Origin of the sequence: Solibacillus sp. FSL K6-1554, from assembly GCF_038005185.1 — a bacterium.
Taxonomy (GTDB): domain Bacteria; phylum Bacillota; class Bacilli; order Bacillales_A; family Planococcaceae; genus Solibacillus; species Solibacillus silvestris.
Window position 1 is genome coordinate 336,809 of record NZ_JBBOSS010000001.1, and the last position, 17,752, is coordinate 354,560.

Annotated in this window: 17 protein-coding genes; 12 read left to right on the forward strand and 5 right to left on the reverse strand. The window is 40.9% G+C overall.

Translation table 11 applies throughout. From position 1 onward, the window contains the following. Positions 1 to 62 precede the first annotated feature (62 nt). A complete protein-coding gene (locus MHB58_RS01665; protein WP_081483418.1) occupies positions 63 to 953 on the reverse strand; it encodes an IS3 family transposase in 891 nt (296 codons plus the stop codon). Then, positions 950 to 1,252, reverse strand: coding sequence for a transposase (locus tag MHB58_RS01670; protein ID WP_014822792.1), 303 nt, complete (start codon positions 1,250 to 1,252; stop codon positions 950 to 952). Before MHB58_RS01670 ends, MHB58_RS01665 begins: the two co-directional genes overlap by 4 nt. Positions 1,253 to 1,540: 288 nt before the next feature. On the opposite strand from MHB58_RS01670, the gene MHB58_RS01675 reads away from it, so the two are divergent. The 12 genes from MHB58_RS01675 to MHB58_RS01730 all read left to right on the forward strand — a co-directional run bounded on the left by MHB58_RS01675 (position 1,541) and on the right by MHB58_RS01730 (position 15,040). Next, the gene (locus MHB58_RS01675) at positions 1,541 to 2,794 is read left to right on the forward strand and encodes a substrate-binding domain-containing protein (RefSeq protein WP_065217504.1); all 1,254 of its coding nucleotides are present in this window, start codon (positions 1,541 to 1,543) and stop codon (positions 2,792 to 2,794) included. 355 nt (positions 2,795 to 3,149) lie between these two features. After that, positions 3,150 to 3,908, forward strand: coding sequence for an ABC transporter ATP-binding protein (locus MHB58_RS01680; RefSeq protein WP_014824915.1), 759 nt, complete (start codon positions 3,150 to 3,152; stop codon positions 3,906 to 3,908). Next, positions 3,901 to 4,608, forward strand: a complete 708-nt coding sequence (locus tag MHB58_RS01685) for an ABC transporter ATP-binding protein (protein WP_340734556.1) — start codon at positions 3,901 to 3,903, stop codon at positions 4,606 to 4,608. Before MHB58_RS01680 ends, MHB58_RS01685 begins: the two co-directional genes overlap by 8 nt. Before the next feature lie 13 nt (positions 4,609 to 4,621). After that, complete coding sequence (locus tag MHB58_RS01690; RefSeq protein ID WP_008406200.1) at positions 4,622 to 5,485, forward strand: branched-chain amino acid ABC transporter permease; 864 nt, start codon at positions 4,622 to 4,624, stop codon at positions 5,483 to 5,485. 4 nt (positions 5,486 to 5,489) lie between these two features. Further along, complete coding sequence (locus MHB58_RS01695; RefSeq protein WP_340734557.1) at positions 5,490 to 6,515, forward strand: branched-chain amino acid ABC transporter permease; 1,026 nt, start codon at positions 5,490 to 5,492, stop codon at positions 6,513 to 6,515. Beyond that, a complete protein-coding gene (locus MHB58_RS01700) occupies positions 6,512 to 7,516 on the forward strand; it encodes a 3-oxoacyl-ACP synthase (protein WP_340734558.1) in 1,005 nt (334 codons plus the stop codon). The genes MHB58_RS01695 and MHB58_RS01700 overlap by 4 nt, the downstream gene beginning before the upstream one ends. 1 nt (position 7,517) lies before the next feature. Continuing rightward, positions 7,518 to 8,417, forward strand: a complete 900-nt coding sequence (gene phaZ / locus MHB58_RS01705; RefSeq protein ID WP_340734559.1) for an intracellular short-chain-length polyhydroxyalkanoate depolymerase — start codon at positions 7,518 to 7,520, stop codon at positions 8,415 to 8,417. A 16-nt stretch (positions 8,418 to 8,433) separates the two neighbouring features. Then, complete coding sequence (gene fabG / locus MHB58_RS01710; protein WP_340734560.1) at positions 8,434 to 9,165, forward strand: 3-oxoacyl-ACP reductase FabG; 732 nt, start codon at positions 8,434 to 8,436, stop codon at positions 9,163 to 9,165. Positions 9,166 to 9,180: 15 nt separating this feature from the next. Beyond that, positions 9,181 to 10,659 carry a class I adenylate-forming enzyme family protein gene (locus tag MHB58_RS01715; protein ID WP_340734561.1) on the forward strand — a complete coding sequence of 493 codons (1,479 nt, stop codon included), beginning with the start codon at positions 9,181 to 9,183 and terminating at the stop codon, positions 10,657 to 10,659. Between the two features lie 137 nt (positions 10,660 to 10,796). After that, positions 10,797 to 12,899, forward strand: a complete 2,103-nt coding sequence (locus MHB58_RS01720) for an MMPL family transporter (RefSeq protein ID WP_340734562.1) — start codon at positions 10,797 to 10,799, stop codon at positions 12,897 to 12,899. A gap of 102 nt (positions 12,900 to 13,001) precedes the next feature. Beyond that, on the forward strand, positions 13,002 to 13,670 hold the full coding sequence (locus tag MHB58_RS01725; RefSeq protein WP_039966977.1) for a response regulator transcription factor: 669 nt from the start codon (positions 13,002 to 13,004) through the stop codon (positions 13,668 to 13,670). Next, complete coding sequence (locus tag MHB58_RS01730) at positions 13,667 to 15,040, forward strand: sensor histidine kinase (RefSeq protein WP_014824906.1); 1,374 nt, start codon at positions 13,667 to 13,669, stop codon at positions 15,038 to 15,040. Before MHB58_RS01725 ends, MHB58_RS01730 begins: the two co-directional genes overlap by 4 nt. Before the next feature lie 54 nt (positions 15,041 to 15,094). Here the strand turns inward: MHB58_RS01730 and MHB58_RS01735 are convergent, their stop codons facing one another. The 3 genes from MHB58_RS01735 to madL form a co-directional block, all read right to left on the reverse strand. After that, entirely contained in the window at positions 15,095 to 16,033 is a 939-nt protein-coding gene (locus MHB58_RS01735; protein ID WP_014824905.1) for a carbohydrate kinase family protein, read from the reverse strand. Between the two features lie 492 nt (positions 16,034 to 16,525). Next, on the reverse strand, positions 16,526 to 17,287 hold the full coding sequence (gene madM, locus MHB58_RS01740) for a malonate transporter subunit MadM (RefSeq protein ID WP_065217493.1): 762 nt from the start codon (positions 17,285 to 17,287) through the stop codon (positions 16,526 to 16,528). A gap of 1 nt (position 17,288) precedes the next feature. Next, on the reverse strand, positions 17,289 to 17,696 hold the full coding sequence (gene madL, locus MHB58_RS01745; RefSeq protein WP_008406216.1) for a malonate transporter subunit MadL: 408 nt from the start codon (positions 17,694 to 17,696) through the stop codon (positions 17,289 to 17,291). Positions 17,697 to 17,752 lie beyond the last annotated feature (56 nt).

Genomic DNA, 17,752 nt, shown 5'->3' on the forward strand with positions numbered 1-17,752 from the left:
TGTTTTTCATCCCTCCATGCCCAGACCTGAGCATGGAGGGATGAAAACCCTGTAAGAGAACTTTATGAGGCATTTTGACAAACTGACTCCTGTTGATTTCTCTCAAATTGGTTTGGTGATAAATAACCGATTGTTGAATGACGTCGTCGTTCATTGTAAAAGTTTACGATATATGACTCCACGCTCTTTCGTGCTTCTTTTTTGGATTCGAAACGGTGACGATAGATCCATTCTTTTTTGATTGTGGCGTGGAAGGATTCAATACACGCATTGTCATAGGGATCTCCTTTACGACTCATGCTAATTTTAATCCCATGTTCTTTTAAAGTTCTTGTATAGCTTGTGGCACAATATTGTGCGCCTCGATCTGAATGATGAACTAATCCCTTCTCGGGTTTTCGAACTGCTAATGCATGCTTCAAGGCTTGATCTACTAATGTTTCTTCCATATGATCTGCGATGGCCCAGCCGACGATTTTACGAGAATATAAATCCATGATGGACGCAAGATACACCCACCCCTCCAGTGTTCGAATATAAGTTATATCTGCGACCCATACTTTATTTTTCTCTTTTACTTGAAATTGACGTTTGACTAGATTCGGATAAATAAATTGATGGTGATTGGAATCCGTTGTTCGTTGAACAGTTTTCGGGATTACGGCACTTAACCCAAGGTTTCGCATCATATTCGCAATTTTCTTTTGCGAACAGACATAACCTAAACTCGCTAAGTCTTGCGCAATGCGAGGGCTACCGTATGTACCAAAACTCCTCGCATACGATCGATGAATCTGATAGGCAATTTCTGTATCACGTACTTCTTTTTCCGATAAGGGCTGTATCTGTTTTTTACGCCAATCATAATAACCGCTTTTTGAAACCATCAATACTTTACACATCATCGCAATGCCAAAGTCGTTTTTATGCTTTTCAATGAATGCATAAATCACTCGGGGTTTTTCGCGAAGATGTGCATAGCCTTTTTTAGAATTTCATTCTCTTCTTCCAAATCACGTAACTTCTTATCAAACGCTGCCTGCAACTTATCTACTTCGCTAGAAGTAAAGTATCGTGTGACATCCTGATTTTTCGATTCACGATAATCTTTAATCCATTTATGGATCGTTGAAGACCCAATTTCAAACTTAAATGCCAGATCTGAAACTTTTGCGCCATCTTCTAAAACAGACTTTAAAATGTATTCTTTTGTTTGTGCGTCTAATCGCTTACGAGTTTGTTTTTCTTTCATCGGTTCCACGTCCTTTTTTAGATATCTTAATCTTAAAGTGTCTCTTAAGACGTGTCCATTTTTTATACTAACCTCACAACCGCACGATATATTAGAAAATCGGCGTTTTATTAGAACAAATTTACTTTTATTAGCACAAAACAAATTTTATTAGAACTTTTTGCACGGTAATTCACACTGCATCAAATTCCCCTCATCCCCCCGAATGTAACTCATTTGTAACTTCGCGATGTTACATTACGAATAAGCAGATAGCTATGCTGAAAATTTCGCTAGGAGGGACATTGAATGAAAAAGCGTTTATGGTTAATTTTCGCGGTATTATCGATTTTCTTATTGGTTGCATGTAACAGTGATTCAACAGACGGCGATGATTCATCAACTACAAATTCAGCTGAGCAAGGTGAGAGCGGGACAACAGAAACAGCTGCATCCTCAACTCCGATTAAAGTCGGTGTACTTGCATCGTTAACGGGAGCTCTTGAATCCTACGGTAAGCAAACGAAAAACGGATTCGAGTTAGGTCTTGAATATGCGACGGACGGCACGATGGAAGTGGAAGGACGTAAAATCGAAGTCGTTTGGGAAGATACAGAAACGAAACCGGAAGTAGCCGTTCAAAAGGCAACAAAGCTATTAGAAGATGACGCGGTCGATTTTTTAGTTGGTTCATCAAGTTCAGGTGACACATTGGCAGTACTTCCACTAGCAGAAGAATACGAGAAAATTATGATTGTAGAACCAGCAGTAGCAGACAGTATTACAGGTTCAGAATTTAATCCGTACATTTTCAGAACGGCACGTAACTCTTCACAGGATGCTTATGCAGCGGCAGCCGCAATCGCTGGTGAAGGTGTAAAAATTGCAACGTTCGCACCGGACTATTCATTCGGTTGGGATGGTGTATCGGCATTTAAGGCAGCAGCTGAAGGATTAGGTGCTGAAATTGTGTTGGAAGAATATGCAGACCCGGCTGCAACAGACTTTACATCTAACTTGCAAAAAATTATTGATGCAAAACCGGACTTTTTATTCGTTGTATGGGCAGGGGCAAACTCTCCTTGGAACCAGATTGCGGATTTAAAACTGCAAGAAAAAGGCATTAAAATTTCAACTGGTGCACCGGACATTATTGCACTTCAATTTATGGAGCCGTTAGTAGGGATGGAAGGATTCTCTGTATACCACCATACACTACCGAAAAATGAAGTGAATGATTGGTTAGTAGAAGAACATAAAGCACGATTTAATGGTGAAGTGCCGGATCTATTTACACCGGGCGGATTTACAGCGGCCGTTGCGATTGTAGAAGCGCTGAAAAAATCAGGCGGGGATGCGGATGGAAATACGTTGATTCCATTAATGGAAGGTATGTCATTTGAAACACCGAAAGGAACGATGACATTCCGTGAAGAGGACCACCAGGCATTACAGGCGATGTACGCAATCCGCCTTGAAAAAGTAGCGGAATTTGATTATCCGGTACCAGTATTACTGCGTGAATTACTTCCGGAAGAAACAGAACCTCCTATTTTAAACTAGTAAATAAGTGAGGCTGTCTAAAAAGTGATGAACTTTCAAGACAGCCTTTTGTTATAAGGGTTTCCATGGAGTTTATACGAAATGGAATGATTTATGAAAACTGAGTTGATTGGAATGGAGGGGAGGCGGTTAAAACCTCCTTCATTTCCAAGTGGGTCGTTGCTTCTGCGGTGGTCGCAACTAAAGGGTAACGAATGCTAAAAACGTCACGTCCTGTGACAACGCATTCATGACCAGCATCGTGCTGGCCTCAATCCTCGGCGCAAAGAAACAAAGACAAACAAGTTTGACCTTGTTTCTTGCCTGTGGAAAGCGTCCGACCCGTAATGGAAATCAACTAAGAGAGGGTGAGATGATGGAACCGATTTTAAAAACGAACAATTTATCGATTAAATTCGGCGAGCATAAAGCAGTGGACAGCATTAATTTTGAAATGACAGCAAAGCAGTTTAAATCCATTATTGGGCCAAACGGTGCTGGAAAAACGACTTTCTTCAATTTAATTAGCGGCGAGCTGGAGCCTACTGAAGGAGATGTCTTTTTTAAAGGCCAATCACTTCGAAAAAAGTCATCTGTGGATCGGACACGATTAGGCATTGGAAGATCATTTCAAATAACAAATGTGTTCCCGAATTTAACCGTGTTGGAAAATGTGCGCCTTGCCGTGCAATCGAAACGAAAAGTGCGCTTTCATATGCTCAATCATTTTTTGAAATACAAAGAAATTACGAATGAAGCAATTGAAATTTTGGAACAAGTGCTATTAACCGAAAAGATGCATCAGGTGGCGAATCAGCTTTCCCATGGCGAAAAAAGAAAACTGGAAATCGGGATGTTACTGGCACTTGATACTGAAATTTTATTGTTGGATGAGCCGACAGCCGGCATGTCATTGGAGGAAGTACCTGCAATATTGGATGTTATTCGTTCGATTAAAGAGCGCGGAGATAAAACGATTTTATTGATCGAGCACAAAATGGATATGATTATCGATTTGTCCGATTCGATTATGGTGCTGTTCAATGGTGCGCTGTTAGCTGACGGGTCACCTGAGGAAATTATGAACAATGAAACGGTACAACAAGCGTATTTAGGAGGCCTTGCGTATGAATAATATTTTAACGCTGGAGCGTGTGGAGACGTTTATTTCACAATATCACATTTTGCAAGGTATCAATTTTGAAGCGAAAGCAGGAGAAGTGTCGGTTTTACTAGGGCGGAATGGCGCCGGGAAAACGACGACACTTCGCACGATTATGGGATTGACACCGGCATCGAAAGGAGCGATTTATTTCGACGGGAAAGATATTACGAAAATGACGCCTTATGATATTGCGAACAGTGGAATCGGCTATGTACCGGAAGATCAGGGGATTTTCGGCCAGCTGACGGTAGAGGAAAACATGAAAGTGGCAATTCGAAAAGAAACGAATGCGACAATGCAAAAGCAGGCTTACATTTTAGAGTTATTCCCGGATTTGAAAAAGTTCTGGAAAAAGCAAGGGGGCAATCTATCGGGCGGTCAAAAGCAAATGCTTGCGATGGCAAGGGCTTTCGTCAACGACAGCAAGCTGCTGTTAATCGATGAACCTTCGAAAGGGCTTGCGCCAATTGTGATTGAGAAAGTGATGGAAGCCATTACTGAAATGAAAAAGCATACATCGATCGTGCTTGTCGAACAGAACTTTATGATGGCGAGTAAAATCGGTGATACGTTCACATTGATTGATGACGGGCGAACAGTGCAATCAGGAGAAATGCAAGGTTTAATCGAAGACGAACAGCTGAAGCGTAAATATTTAGGAATCGGATAAGGAGGGGAAGCGAATGGAACTAATAATCAGTTTAGCGATAAATGGACTAGCGACAGGAATGCTTATTTTCTTACTGGCAGCCGGATTGACGCTTATATTCGGGTTAATGGATGTGCTGAATTTTGCGCACGGCGGACTGTTCGTATGGGGTGCCTATACAGGGGTATTCACGTATTTATGGAGCAACAGCTTTTTAGTCGGAATTGTTGTAGCGATTCTCACAGGCCTTGTTCTAGGATTTATTACGGAAAAACTTATTATTAAGCCGGTTTACGGAAATCACGTACAGCAGATTCTAATTACGCTCGGATTTATGCTCGTGCTGCAGGAAATGATTAAAGTTGTTTTTGGTCCAAATGGTGTACCTGTTAAAGTTCCTTCTTATTTGGCAGGCAGCTGGCAAATTGGCGATTTAACGATTATTAAATACCGGATTTTTATTATCATTGTAGGTTTTGCTTTATTTGGTGTTCTGTACTTTATATTAAATCGGACGAAAATCGGATTAGTCGTTCGGGCTGGGGTTATGAATCGGGAAATGACACAGGCCTTGGGTATCAACATTAAGCGCGTATTTTTAATTGTCTTTATGTGCGGCGCGGCATTGGCGGCATTAGGCGGAATGCTGATGGCTCCGTATTCAGGGGTTGTTTATGCGGAAATGGGAATGGAATATGCAATTTTAGGATTTATCGTTGTAGTCATCGGCGGAATGGGGAGTTTCCAAGGTTCATTGATGGCAGCAATTTTAGTAGGGCTTGCCGGAAGCTTTATGGCATATTATGTGCCGTTTTTATCCGTTGCGGTCAACATGATTTTAATGGCAAGTGTTCTGATTTTCCGTCCACAAGGCTTATTCACAGTTGCGAAGGGGTGATTCAATGTTAAAACAGCCATTAATTTTATCGAAAATGAATTTAGTATATGCAGTCGTAGTAGGAGTCATGGCCGTATTACCGTTTGTACTGGATTCTCGAACGATGACGATTTTGTTAACGCAGTTTTGTATCTTTGCAATACTGGCGATGAGTTACGATATTTTACTAGGTTACACAGGTATTATTTCATTCGGTCATGCGATGTTTTTTGGGATTGGTGCGTATACGACCGCGATTATGCTGAGCGATTATGGTCCGTCCATCGGTATTTTTGCTGCTTCGATTGTAGTCGGTATTGTGCTATCCGCCATTATTAGTGTAATAAGTGGTGCATTGACGCTTCGGTTGAAAAGTCACTTTTATGCAATGTTTACGTTAGCTATTTCAGGGTTGTTCTTAGTGTTGGCGGAAAAATGGCGTACGGTAACGAAAGGGAATGACGGGTTTACTTTCCGAGCACCGGAACTGTTCCGTGAGCGACTGTACTTTTACTTTTTAGTGCTCATCTGTCTAGTTGTCATTTTCATTTTACTGAAACGAATCGTTGCATCACCGTTCGGAAAAGTGCTTGTTGCGATTCGTGAAAATGAGCAGCGTACACGTTCCCTCGGGTTTAAAACGTTGGGGTACAAAATCATTGCTTCCGTTATTGCCGGTTCTGTTGCAAGTTTGGCAGGTTCGCTTTACGCCATATCGCTACGCTTTGTCAATACGAGTGTGCTGACGATGGATATTACGCTGGATGCACTGATGATGACGATCATCGGAGGAGTTGGAACATTAATCGGACCGATCATCGGTGCAGGCGTCATCGAATTTGCGCAACATTACTTATCAGGTCTTGCAAGAGACTATCCGATTTTTGAACGTTGGATTATTTTCTTCGGTATTTTGTACATTTTAGCGGTAATATTCTTCCCGCGAGGCATCGTAGGTACGGTATCAATGCGCTATCATGAGTGGAGGCTGAAAAAGGGGCAAAAAACAAAGGCATCCGTCAAGCTTCGTGAAAAGGAGATACAGCGATGATCGGGATAACTGGATTAGGAATGTATTTACCTGAAGGACGTATGACAGGTGCCCAAATTGCAGAAAAAGCAAATATTCCAACCTTTGTCGTTGAGACGAAAATGGGCATTATTGAAAAAGTAGTTGCCGGCCCAAATGACCATCCAGTTGAAATGAGTGTGAAAGCGGCAAAGGAAGCAATTTCCGAAGCGCAAGTGGATGCAAAAGATATTGATGTCGTCATTTATATCGGGGAAGAGCATAAAGAGTACCCGTTATGGACGGCTGCCATAAAAATTCAGGAAGAAATCGGGGCAGTGAATGCATGGGCATTTGATGTCCAGCTTCGATGCGGTACGGCCATTATGGCGATGAAAGTAGCAAAAAGTTTAATGCTTGCGGATGATTCCGTCAAGACGGTCCTGTTGGCTGGAGGGTACCGCAACCATGATTTTATCGATTATGAAAACGAACGTACACGCTTTATGTTTAATCTAGGTGCAGGTGCGGGTGCCATGATTTTACAGAAAAACGCGGGCGGGCACGAAGTACTGGAGGCCTCGCTCATTACAGACGGTTCATTTTCGGAAGATGTTGTTGTTCCGGTAGGTGGCACAAAGGAACCGTTAACGGTTGATCATCTTCAGGAAGGCCGCTATATATTGGATGTTCTCGATCCTGAAGGCATGAAGCTTCGTTTGGAGCAGAAATCATTAAGCAATTTTTTAAAGGTAATTCGCCAATCGCTGCAGAAAAGTGGTTATAGCGAAGCTAATTTACATTATGTTGCGATGCTTCATATGAAAAAGTCTGCACATGACTATGTATTACAAGAGCTGGGGCTTTCAGAGGGGAATTCGATTTATTTGTCGCATTACGGTCATATCGGGCAAATCGATCAAATTTTATCTCTTTGTCTTGCGCGAAAGGAAGGGAAACTGCAGGAAGGGCAAATTGTTTCGTTAGTGAGTGCAGGTATAGGCTATGCATGGGGTGCGATTACAGTAAAATGGGGGGCTTAAAATGAATAAGCTGGACGTTTTGGCAAATGTGGAATTATCAAATGGTGAAACTTTAACATATCGGAAGCGAGAAGGCGGCGATGAACTTGTGCTATTAGTTCATGGCAATATGACAAGTTCGAAACATTGGGATTTGCTGATGGAATCAATGGATGAACGATTCACAATTTATGCGGTAGATATGCGGGGCTTTGGCGAATCCACGTACAATAAACGGATTACATCGATTAAAGACTTCAGCGATGATATTAAGCTTTTCGTTGATGCGCTTGAGTTGAAGAACTTTACAATCATTGGCTGGTCGACAGGCGGTAATGTGGCGATGCAGTTTTGTGCAGATTACCCGGACTACAGTAAAAAGCTCGTATTATTTGCTTCGGGTTCAACACGGGGGTATCCGTTTTATAGTTCAAATGCGGACGGAACACCGGATCTTACAAAGCGTTTAGCGACAATTGAACAAATTGAGCAGGATCCTGTGAAAACGATTCCGATGCAGCAAATGTATGACACGAAAAACCGTGATGGCCTGAAGTTTGTATGGAACAGTGTGATCTATACACAGAACCAGCCGGACGAAGCGCGCTATGAACAATATGTGGATGACATGCTGACACAGCGTAACTTGGCGGATGTGTACCATGCATTAAATACATTCAATATAAGTGCAGTCGATAATGTAGTCGCAAGGGGAACGAATCAAGTGAAAGATATACACATTCCGACATTTGTTTTATACGGCGATCGCGACTTTGTAGTTACTGGGGCGATGACAACCGAAATTATCGAGGATTTTGCAGGCCAGGCACAAATAATGAAACTGGCAAACTGCGGACACTCGCCGCTAGTCGATTGTTTGGATGAAACGAAAGAGGCAATAGAGGAGTTTATCCTATCTTAAAAGGGGGCGGGGCTATATGCGTTTAGCAAATAAAGTAGCAATTATTACAGGTGGTGCAGGTGGTATTGGCCTTGCAGCGGTAAAGCGTTTTTTGGAAGAAGGCGCAAAAGTGGCCATTGTAGACTATGACAAACAACAAGGTGAAAAAATGGAAGCAGAGCTAGGGGAGAATGTCGCCTTCTTTGCTGTTGATGTATCCAAACTCGCTGACGTAAAGGAAATGGTTGAGCAAGTTGTTGACCGTTTCGGCAAAATCGATATTTTGATAAATAACGCAGGGATTACCCGTGATGCAACGCTTGTCAAAATGAGCGAAGAGGATTTTGAGAAGGTTATTCAAATTAATTTAAACGGTGTCTACTACTGCACACAAGCAGTAGCACCTCATATGATCGCGCAAGGGTCAGGGAAAATTATCAGCACTTCATCGGTAAGTGGTGTGTATGGTAATTTTGGTCAAACAAACTATGCGGCAACAAAAGCGGCAATTATCGGGATGACAAAAACTTGGGCAAAAGAGCTTGGTCGTAAAGGAATTAATGTAAATGCCGTGGCTCCCGGATTTACGGCAACGCCAATGGTCGAAAAAATGCCGGAAAAAGTGCTCCAGCAAATGGAGGGCATTACAAGTTTACAACGATTAGGGAAACCGGAAGATATCGCAAATGCTTATTTATTTTTAGCATCGGATGAAGCGAATTATATTACAGGTCATGTTCTGCAAGTTGATGGCGGCATTATGATGTAAAAGGTGGGATGGCTAATGCAACAGCTGGACTTTTGGATTGCGAAACGAGCGGGCCAAACACCGGATAAAACGGCTTTAATTCAAATAGAAACAGGTGAAACGTGGACATATAAAGAATTGATGCAGCACGCGAATGGGTGGAGCAGTACATTTTCCAAGCAGCAATTACAGCGGGGAGAACGAGTTGTGACGTTGATGGAAAATTCAATTGAAAGCTTTGCCATTTTAATTGCTTGTCGCTTGAACGAATTGATCTATGTTCCGCTAAATACAAAATTATCTATAGCCGAATTACAGGTTGTTTTATCCGATTGCACACCTGCTTTATTAATTACGGATGGTTCGCATTGTGAACGTGCGATGCAGCTTTCGCCAGCCAAGTTCTTAACATGCGGTAGCTCGGAATTAATTGAGCCTACTACATATAAGTGGCGTGATGAACCTCAGCTTCCATGGATGATGATTTATACAGGAGGGACGACCGGTAAACCAAAAGGTGTCGTCTTGTCGTATGAGGCTGTCACTACGAATGCGATAAATACCGTCATTAGCTGGGGGTTAAATGACAAGGACTGCACACTGAATTATATGCCCCTATTTCATACAGGAGGAATTAATGCACTTGCATTACCTATTCTTATGGCAGGCGGGACAGTAGTGATCGGCCAAAAGTTTGATCCGGAAAGAGCGGTTCGGGCAGTTGACGAATATAAAACGACCGTTTCATTGTTTGTACCGACGATGTACCAATCCATTATTGAAACAGACTATTTTAAGCAGTCCAGTTTTCCGACAGTGAAATTATTTTTATCGGGAGGGGCACCTTGTCCAAAGCCTGTTTATGAGTGTTTCCTAAAAAGAGGGCTTTTTTTTAAAGAAGGTTACGGTTTAACGGAAGCAGGTCCTAATAACTTTTATATCGATGCAGAAATAGCGATGAACAAAAAGGGTGCGATCGGAAAAAGTATGCTTTTCAACGAAGTGAAAATTATCAATAAAGAAGGTCAGCTATGTGCAGAAGGGGAAGTTGGGGAACTTTGCTTAAAAGGAAGCCATGTTTTTACGCACTACTGGAAGAATGAAGAGGCGACGAGCCAAACATTCGAGGGTGGCTGGTTAAAGACAGGTGACTTGGCAAAGTTTGATGAAGACGGTGATTATTATATTGTCGGACGGAAAAAGGAAATGATTATAACGGGCGGAGAAAATGTATATCCGCAAGAAGTCGAACAATGTTTAATCGCCCATGAAGCCGTGCAGGAAGTTTCGGTTATAGGTATTCCAAATGAAAAATGGGGCGAATGTGTTGTAGCGTTTGTAATTTCTGGAGATCCGTCCGAGCAACTTCAATCTGAGCTTTTAAAGTACTGTAAAGAACGCCTCGCCAATTATAAAGTGCCGAAGCAAATTTATTTTCTCCAGGAACTTCCGAAAACAGTTGTCGGTAAAATTGATAAAAAGCAGCTTATGAATTGTGTGTTTATAAAAGAATAAAGCGTATATACCGATGTTTAAAGGACCAAAATGTTGATAGGGACATTTTGGTCTTTTTTGAATCGATTTCCTAAGAAGTTTATATGAAGTTCATATAGCTCCTATATAATGCAGAAGTGTAAAAAAGGAGGATTTCGATGAACAAGTTATTAAATCCAATTACAGATTGGGTCTCAACAAAACGTGGGGCCTGGATTACGCTTATTGTATGGCTTGTGCTGATGATCGGGTTAAGTGCCGGTCCGATGCTGAGCGAATACAAAGTAACAAACTTCCAGTCACTGCCGGATGATGCGCAGTCAATTATCGCTGAAAATAAGTTGAGCGAGTATTTCCCGAACGATGAAGGTACACCAGGTATATTAGTTTTCCATAATGAAGATGGGGAAATTAATGTTGACAGTGTGAAAGAAATTTTAAATGCAATGATTGCGGAAGATATTGAAGGAATCGATCAGATTATCGATATTTCAACATTGCCTCCGCAAGCTTTAGAGGGCTTCAAGTCTGAAGACAAGACGACTATGATCGTGCCGATGACGCTGGAAAAAGGCCTTGGCAATTCAGAGTATGCGGAAATTAACGATTTTGCATCTGAAATTGGAAATGAAGCAGCTGAAAAAACAGGCGATACGAAGTTTTATATTACAGGTCCAGCAGGGATTGCCGGCGATACGGTTAAGCTGTTTGAACAAGCAGATTTACAATTGTTATTCGCGACAATCGGGATTATTTTAGTTTTACTAATTATTATTTACCGTTCTCCGCTATTAGCAATCATTCCATTGCTTGCAACGGTAATTGTTTATCAAGTAGTAAATCAGTCGGTTGCTTTAATGGGGGCAGCTGGTCTAGAAATTAATAATTCTACAACATCGATTATGAGTATCCTGTTATTTGCTGCAGTAATCGATTACTCGTTATTCGTATTCTCACGTTACCGTGAGGAATTAAACCATTACGAAAACAAATATGAAGCGATGAAATATGCGATGCGTGCAACTGGCGAGCCGGTATTCTTTGCTGGTGGTACAGTGCTTGCAGCAATGCTTGTTCTATTCTTCGCAGATTTCCGTGACTACCAAAACTTCGCGCCAATCTTTGGTACAGCGGTCTTTGTTATAATGCTAGGTTCCATCACATTAGTTCCCGCGTTATTCGCATTATTTGGCCGTAAAGCATTCTGGCCAAAAGTACCGAAATTCGGTGAATCAAAAGAAGTGAAACATGGGATTTGGGGAGCAATCGCCAAGTTTGTTGTGAACAAACCTTATTTATCAGGCGGATTAGTTCTGATTTTCATGATTATTACTTCATTAAATGTATTTAATTTAGAGTATGAATTTGACACGGTAAAATCATTCCCGGAAGAATTGCCATCCCGCGTCGGCTATGAAATCGTCGAGTCGCGCTTTGATAAAGGGGAACTTGCACCGACTTCCTTATTAGTTGAAAGTGAACAGGCCTTAACAGAAGAGCAAAAACAAGGTTTAATGGAAGCATTATTAGCCGAAGATGAAATAGCTTCGGTACGTTCATCGGCCGTTTCGGACGATGAAACAAAAATGAAATTATCAATGGCGTTTGATCTAAATCCATATGATCCGGAAGCAATCGATAAACTCGGAGAAATGCGTGACAACAGCGCGGATTATTTAGCGGCAGCCGGTATTAACGGTGAACTGCACTTTGCAGGAACAACGGCTAAATTGCTGGATGAGCGAAATGTAAACAACGCTGATATCATTAAAATTGTAGTTTTAGAAACGATTTTAATTTTAGTACTATTATTTGTCCTTACGAAGTCTTGGAAAATGCCGATTTACATGATGGCAACAATTTTAGTGTCGTATTTATCGGCATTGGGATTAGGGTTATTCCTTGTCGACGTATTATTTGGTTACGATGCAATCAGTACGCGTGTACCTGTCTATGCATTTATCTTCCTAGTTGCGTTAGGTATTGACTATAATATTATTTTAGTGTCCCGATTCCTTGAAGAACGCAAACGTGCCACAGTAAAACAGGCGCTGGAAATTGCCATTCGCAATACAGGCGGTGTCATTTCATCAGCGGGTGTTATTCTGGCAGCGACTTTCGCGGCTTTAATGACGATGCCAATTGCCGATTTATTCGTATTCGGCTTTATCGTCTCAGTAGGTATCCTTATTGATACATTCCTAGTGCGTGGTATGCTATTACCAATGTTGATATTAACATTTGAAAAAGACAAGAAGTAATGGTTAGATTGAGGGGCATCGAGTATTTCGATGTCTCTTTTTATGGATAGAATGAGGGTAAATTTATATGTAAAGGAACTTCAAATAAAAGGCGGTGATCCAATGCGGATATTAGTTGTAGATGACGATGCATTTATACGGAAATTAATCGGCATCCATTTGAAAAAAGAGGGATTCGAAGCACTGTTTGCAAGTGATGGTATGGAAGCGCTGAATTTATTGCAGCAGGAGCCGGTAGATTTGGCCATTGTCGATGTAATGATGCCGAAAATGGATGGTGTAACATTGACGAAAAACCTAGCCGAAATCGGTGTGCCCGTATTGATGCTAACTGCCAAAACAACGCTGGATGATAAGGAAAAAGGGTTTTTGGCAGGGGCAGATGACTATATGGTGAAGCCATTCGAGCCGAAAGAACTGCTTTTTAGAGTACGTGCAATTTTACGCCGCTTTCAAAAAACTGAACGCAGTCAAATAAAGATCGCCAATATGCTCATTGACCGGCAAACGTATGAAGTAAAGGTAGGAGAACAAGTATCGTTACTGCCTTTAAAAGAATTTGAGCTATTAAGCATCCTATGTTCAAGACCGGAAGTCGTATTTACGCGAGACCAGCTAATGGAACAAGTGTGGGGCTATGACTATGACGGGGATGATTTCACACTGACAACACATATTAAGCGTCTACGCAGCCGGTTGGAAGAAGTGAATGCACAAGTGAAAATTCAAACTGTACGAGGAATCGGCTATAAAATAGAGGAATTGAAATGAAAACATTATACAGGCAATATATTGTCGTGACATTGACTGTAATTATTATAAGCATTACGATGTCGATGCTGTTAATCGGTCAAATTTATAAATCGCAAATCAGACCTGATACAGATGCCAAAAATTATGGGGTAGCACAGGAAGTACAGCAAATTTTAAAATCAATGCCAAAAGAAAGCGCGGATGCCTACTTTCAATCCATTGCAAAGCTTGGCTATCAAATAGGGGTCATCTATCCCGATGGAAATTTAGTTTCATACGGAAGTGCGTTTAAAAAAACAAATCTCACGCCTGAAATGTTAAGTATTATCGGTAAGGATGAAGTGTATCACGGCATTCGTGATTATTATGGTTCTTCTTACTTTATGAATCATTTCGCGAACGATATTAAAAATACAATTGGTGTGTCGTTTCAACTAGATGATGAGAGCTATGCCTTTTTCATACGGCAGGAAAATGCCACACTCTTTTCTGAAATGCATTTATTGATCGTTAGTTTTATTATTATTACCGCTGTCGTAATTTTATTGACGATGATTTTGCTTGCCCGTCAGATGGTAAGACCATTGAAACAATTGCAGCAGGCAACAAAGCAAATTGCCCTTGAAAATTACGATATTCAATTAACGATTGATCGGAATGATGAGCTTGGGCAGCTTGCAACACAGTTTCAAAAGATGGCTAATCGTCTTGCTGAAAATGATCAGATCAAGAAAGACTTCATCAACAATGTATCGCATGACTTTCAATCGCCTTTGCTCAATATTCAAGGTTATGCGAATGTGCTGAAGGATGCGGAAAATACGGAAGAAGAACGTGTACAGTATTTGGAAATTATAGAACAGGAAACAAAGCGACTTTCCGCATTAACAAAGCAATTGCTATTACTAAGCTCGCTTGACCAGAAAAACTTACCTGTCCAAAAAAAGACTTATTCATTAGATAAACAGTTGAAGGAACGGCTATTTTCAAAGCGATGGAAACTGGATGATAAGCAGATGGAGTTAGTATATGAGCTGGAGCCAGTTGAAGTTTTTGCAGATGAGCAGTTAATGGAACAAGTATGGGACAATTTGCTGTCAAATGCCATTCGTTACAGTGAGGACAAAGGGAAAATTATCGTAACCTGCAGTAAAAAGGACAATCAGATTTTTGTGACGATAAAAGATAACGGCATTGGTATTCCAGAACAAGCACTTGAAAAGGTAAAGGAACGATTTTACCGGGTAGACCCTTCGCGCTCGAGTCAAAGCAGCGGATTAGGCTTGGCGATAGTAACAGAAATTGTTAACCGGCATGCGGGACAGTTTGTTATTGAAAGTGAGCTTGGGAAGGGAACTAAGGTGACAGTTGTTTTAAATGTACAATAAATAGAAGGAGGGCGTGTTAAAGGGGAAGTGAGACTTTTAACACGCCCTTTTTTATTATTGAAGTTCTTTTAATGAAGAGAGGGATTCGATTGCACCTACTTTTTCGCATACTTTTGATGCAGCACGGTTGGCGAATTCGATCACGGTTACCCATTCATTAAACGAGAGATTTGTGTCTTCATATTTACTTAACTGATATAAAACTGCACCGACAAACGCATCACCTGCACCGGTTGTATCAACGGAATTTACGGGAAATGCCGGAACGGTTGTAATTTGCCCATTTTGAATAAGCATTGTACCGGAAGCGCCTTGTGTAATGGCAATTGTTTTATCGTTTAACTGTGTCAGCCATTCAATTGCCTGTTCGAAGTTATCTGTTCTTGCGAATAATAACAGTTCTTCATCACTCATCTTAATGAAATTTGCAGCTTCAATAAAAGGTTCGCATTTTCGAATAAATTGTTCAGTATCATGCTTCCACAAGTCAGCCCGGTAATTCGGATCAAAAGAAATAAAATAATCTTGCATTAACATTGTTTGCATTAATTGCTCGTACGTCTTACTGAAAGGTTCGCTTAAAAGGGCAGTGGCTGAGCCAAAGTGAAACATATCGGATATCATTAGCTGCTGTAAATTCAAATCTTCGATACATAACGACTCATCGGCACCGCGATTGAAAATAAAATCCCGCTCCCCATCTTTCTGTCTTGAAACAAAGGCCAAAGTAGTAGGTGCAGACGGATCCATTATAAGCTGATCTGTATGAACACCTGCTTGCTCCAACGTTTGTTTCAAAAAGTGGCCAAATGCATCGTTGCCCACTTTTCCGCAAAAATAAGCCTGTCCTCCAAGCATCGCGATGGTTGCTGCTACATTTGCGGGAGCACCACCAGCCTGTTTTTCAAATGTTTTCGCTTCTATAATGGATACTTCCGTATGCGTTGTAAAAAAATCGATGAGCAATTCGCCAATACAAAGAATTTTTTTCATATCCGTTTCCTCCAAATATATGTGTTTCACTAAATTTTGGCATAAAATAACTAGAATTAAAAATATTTACCCTATGAGTTTATAAATTTAGGTTTCAAGTAAATTGTTGATAAATTGCATTGGCTTAACAGGAGTTGATTGGAATGGAGGGCGGCAGGCTCCTGCGGGAACAGCGCGAGGGAGAGACTAGGAACAAAAGCTAAGAGCGCCACTTCCTGTGGCAATGCTTTTGTGACCAACATCGTGTTGGCCTCGCGCCCGCGGAAAGCGTCCGCCCGCAATGGAAATCAACGGATTTTATTGAAAAGCACGAAAAAAAACGTGAGTACGGAAAATGTACTCACGTTTTATTTTTTACTCATTTAATTACAATTTTAATATTCAGAGGGTGGTTTTATCTTATAAAATTCTGGGGGAATGTTATAGAGAAAAATGTGACACCTTTTTGAAAATATAAAATTGCACCTTATATATCGAGTATGAATTATTAACTTACCAAATCATATCTGTTAAGATGAATAACAGGGTAGGGCAAAGTAAGCAGCCTAATCCTGTGTAGAAAGTAGCTGTAACGGCGCCATACGGGACCAATCGTACATCCGTTGCAGCTAATCCTCCCGTAACACCGGAAGTAGTTCCTAATAATCCACCATACACCATTGCAGTTAATGGATTGTTAAGTCCAATGAACCTTGCAATAAATGGAGTTCCTACCATTACGATGACCGATTTTACTAACCCTGCTGCAATACTGATTGCAATAACTTCTGAACTTGCACCTAATGCAGCTCCTGTTACTGGACCAACAATATAAGTAACTGTGCCGGCACCGATTGTAGCAAGACTTACAGCATCTGTATAACCGAAAATAAGTGCAAAAATAATGCCAACTACAAACGATAATGCTACACCGATAAAGAGTGATGAAATCCCGCGAATACCTGCTTTTTTAATTTCGTCAAAGTTTGCTCCGAATGATGTAGCAACGATAGCAAAGTCACGAAGCATACTACCGCCAAGTAAACCGATTCCTGCGAATAATGAAATATCAGCTAAACCTTTAGTTCCTTCACTGTAAACTCCTCCGAAATAAGCTAATACTAATCCAAGAACGATCGCAATAGCGGAGCCATGAATAAGTCCCTTTGTTAATTTATTCGAAATCAAGTATGCGACATACATTGTAATACCGACAATGACGAATCCTGTGATTAAACCGTTAGATTCTAACGCAGTTTTAAGAGCATCCCACATATTAGTTTACCTCCCCTGTTGCTGCGTTATTTTTATTGAACTCAATGGCAGACTCTTTCGCCTTTTTTCCGCTCAATAATGGAACACATAACCAACTAATAAGAACAACTGCAATTCCTGCAATGATCGCAAGAGGACCTCCAGTTAATGCACCTAATACATTTTGACTTGCTGCCATTGCAATAACGATCGGGATATACATTGCATTCCAGAAAGCTAAGCCACTTTGAGCAGGCAGACTGATTTTCCCATTCTTCTGTAATTTATCAACGACTACGATTAATAGTAACATCGCAATACCTACGCCACCCACATTCGAATCAATCCCCATTAAAGCGCCGATCAATTCACCGCAAAACATTCCAAATAAGAAACACCCAGCTAAAATGGCAACACCATATATAACCATAATTCCACCCCTTTATATTGTTTAGAACAGTCGACTGTATTCTGAATATAGAATAA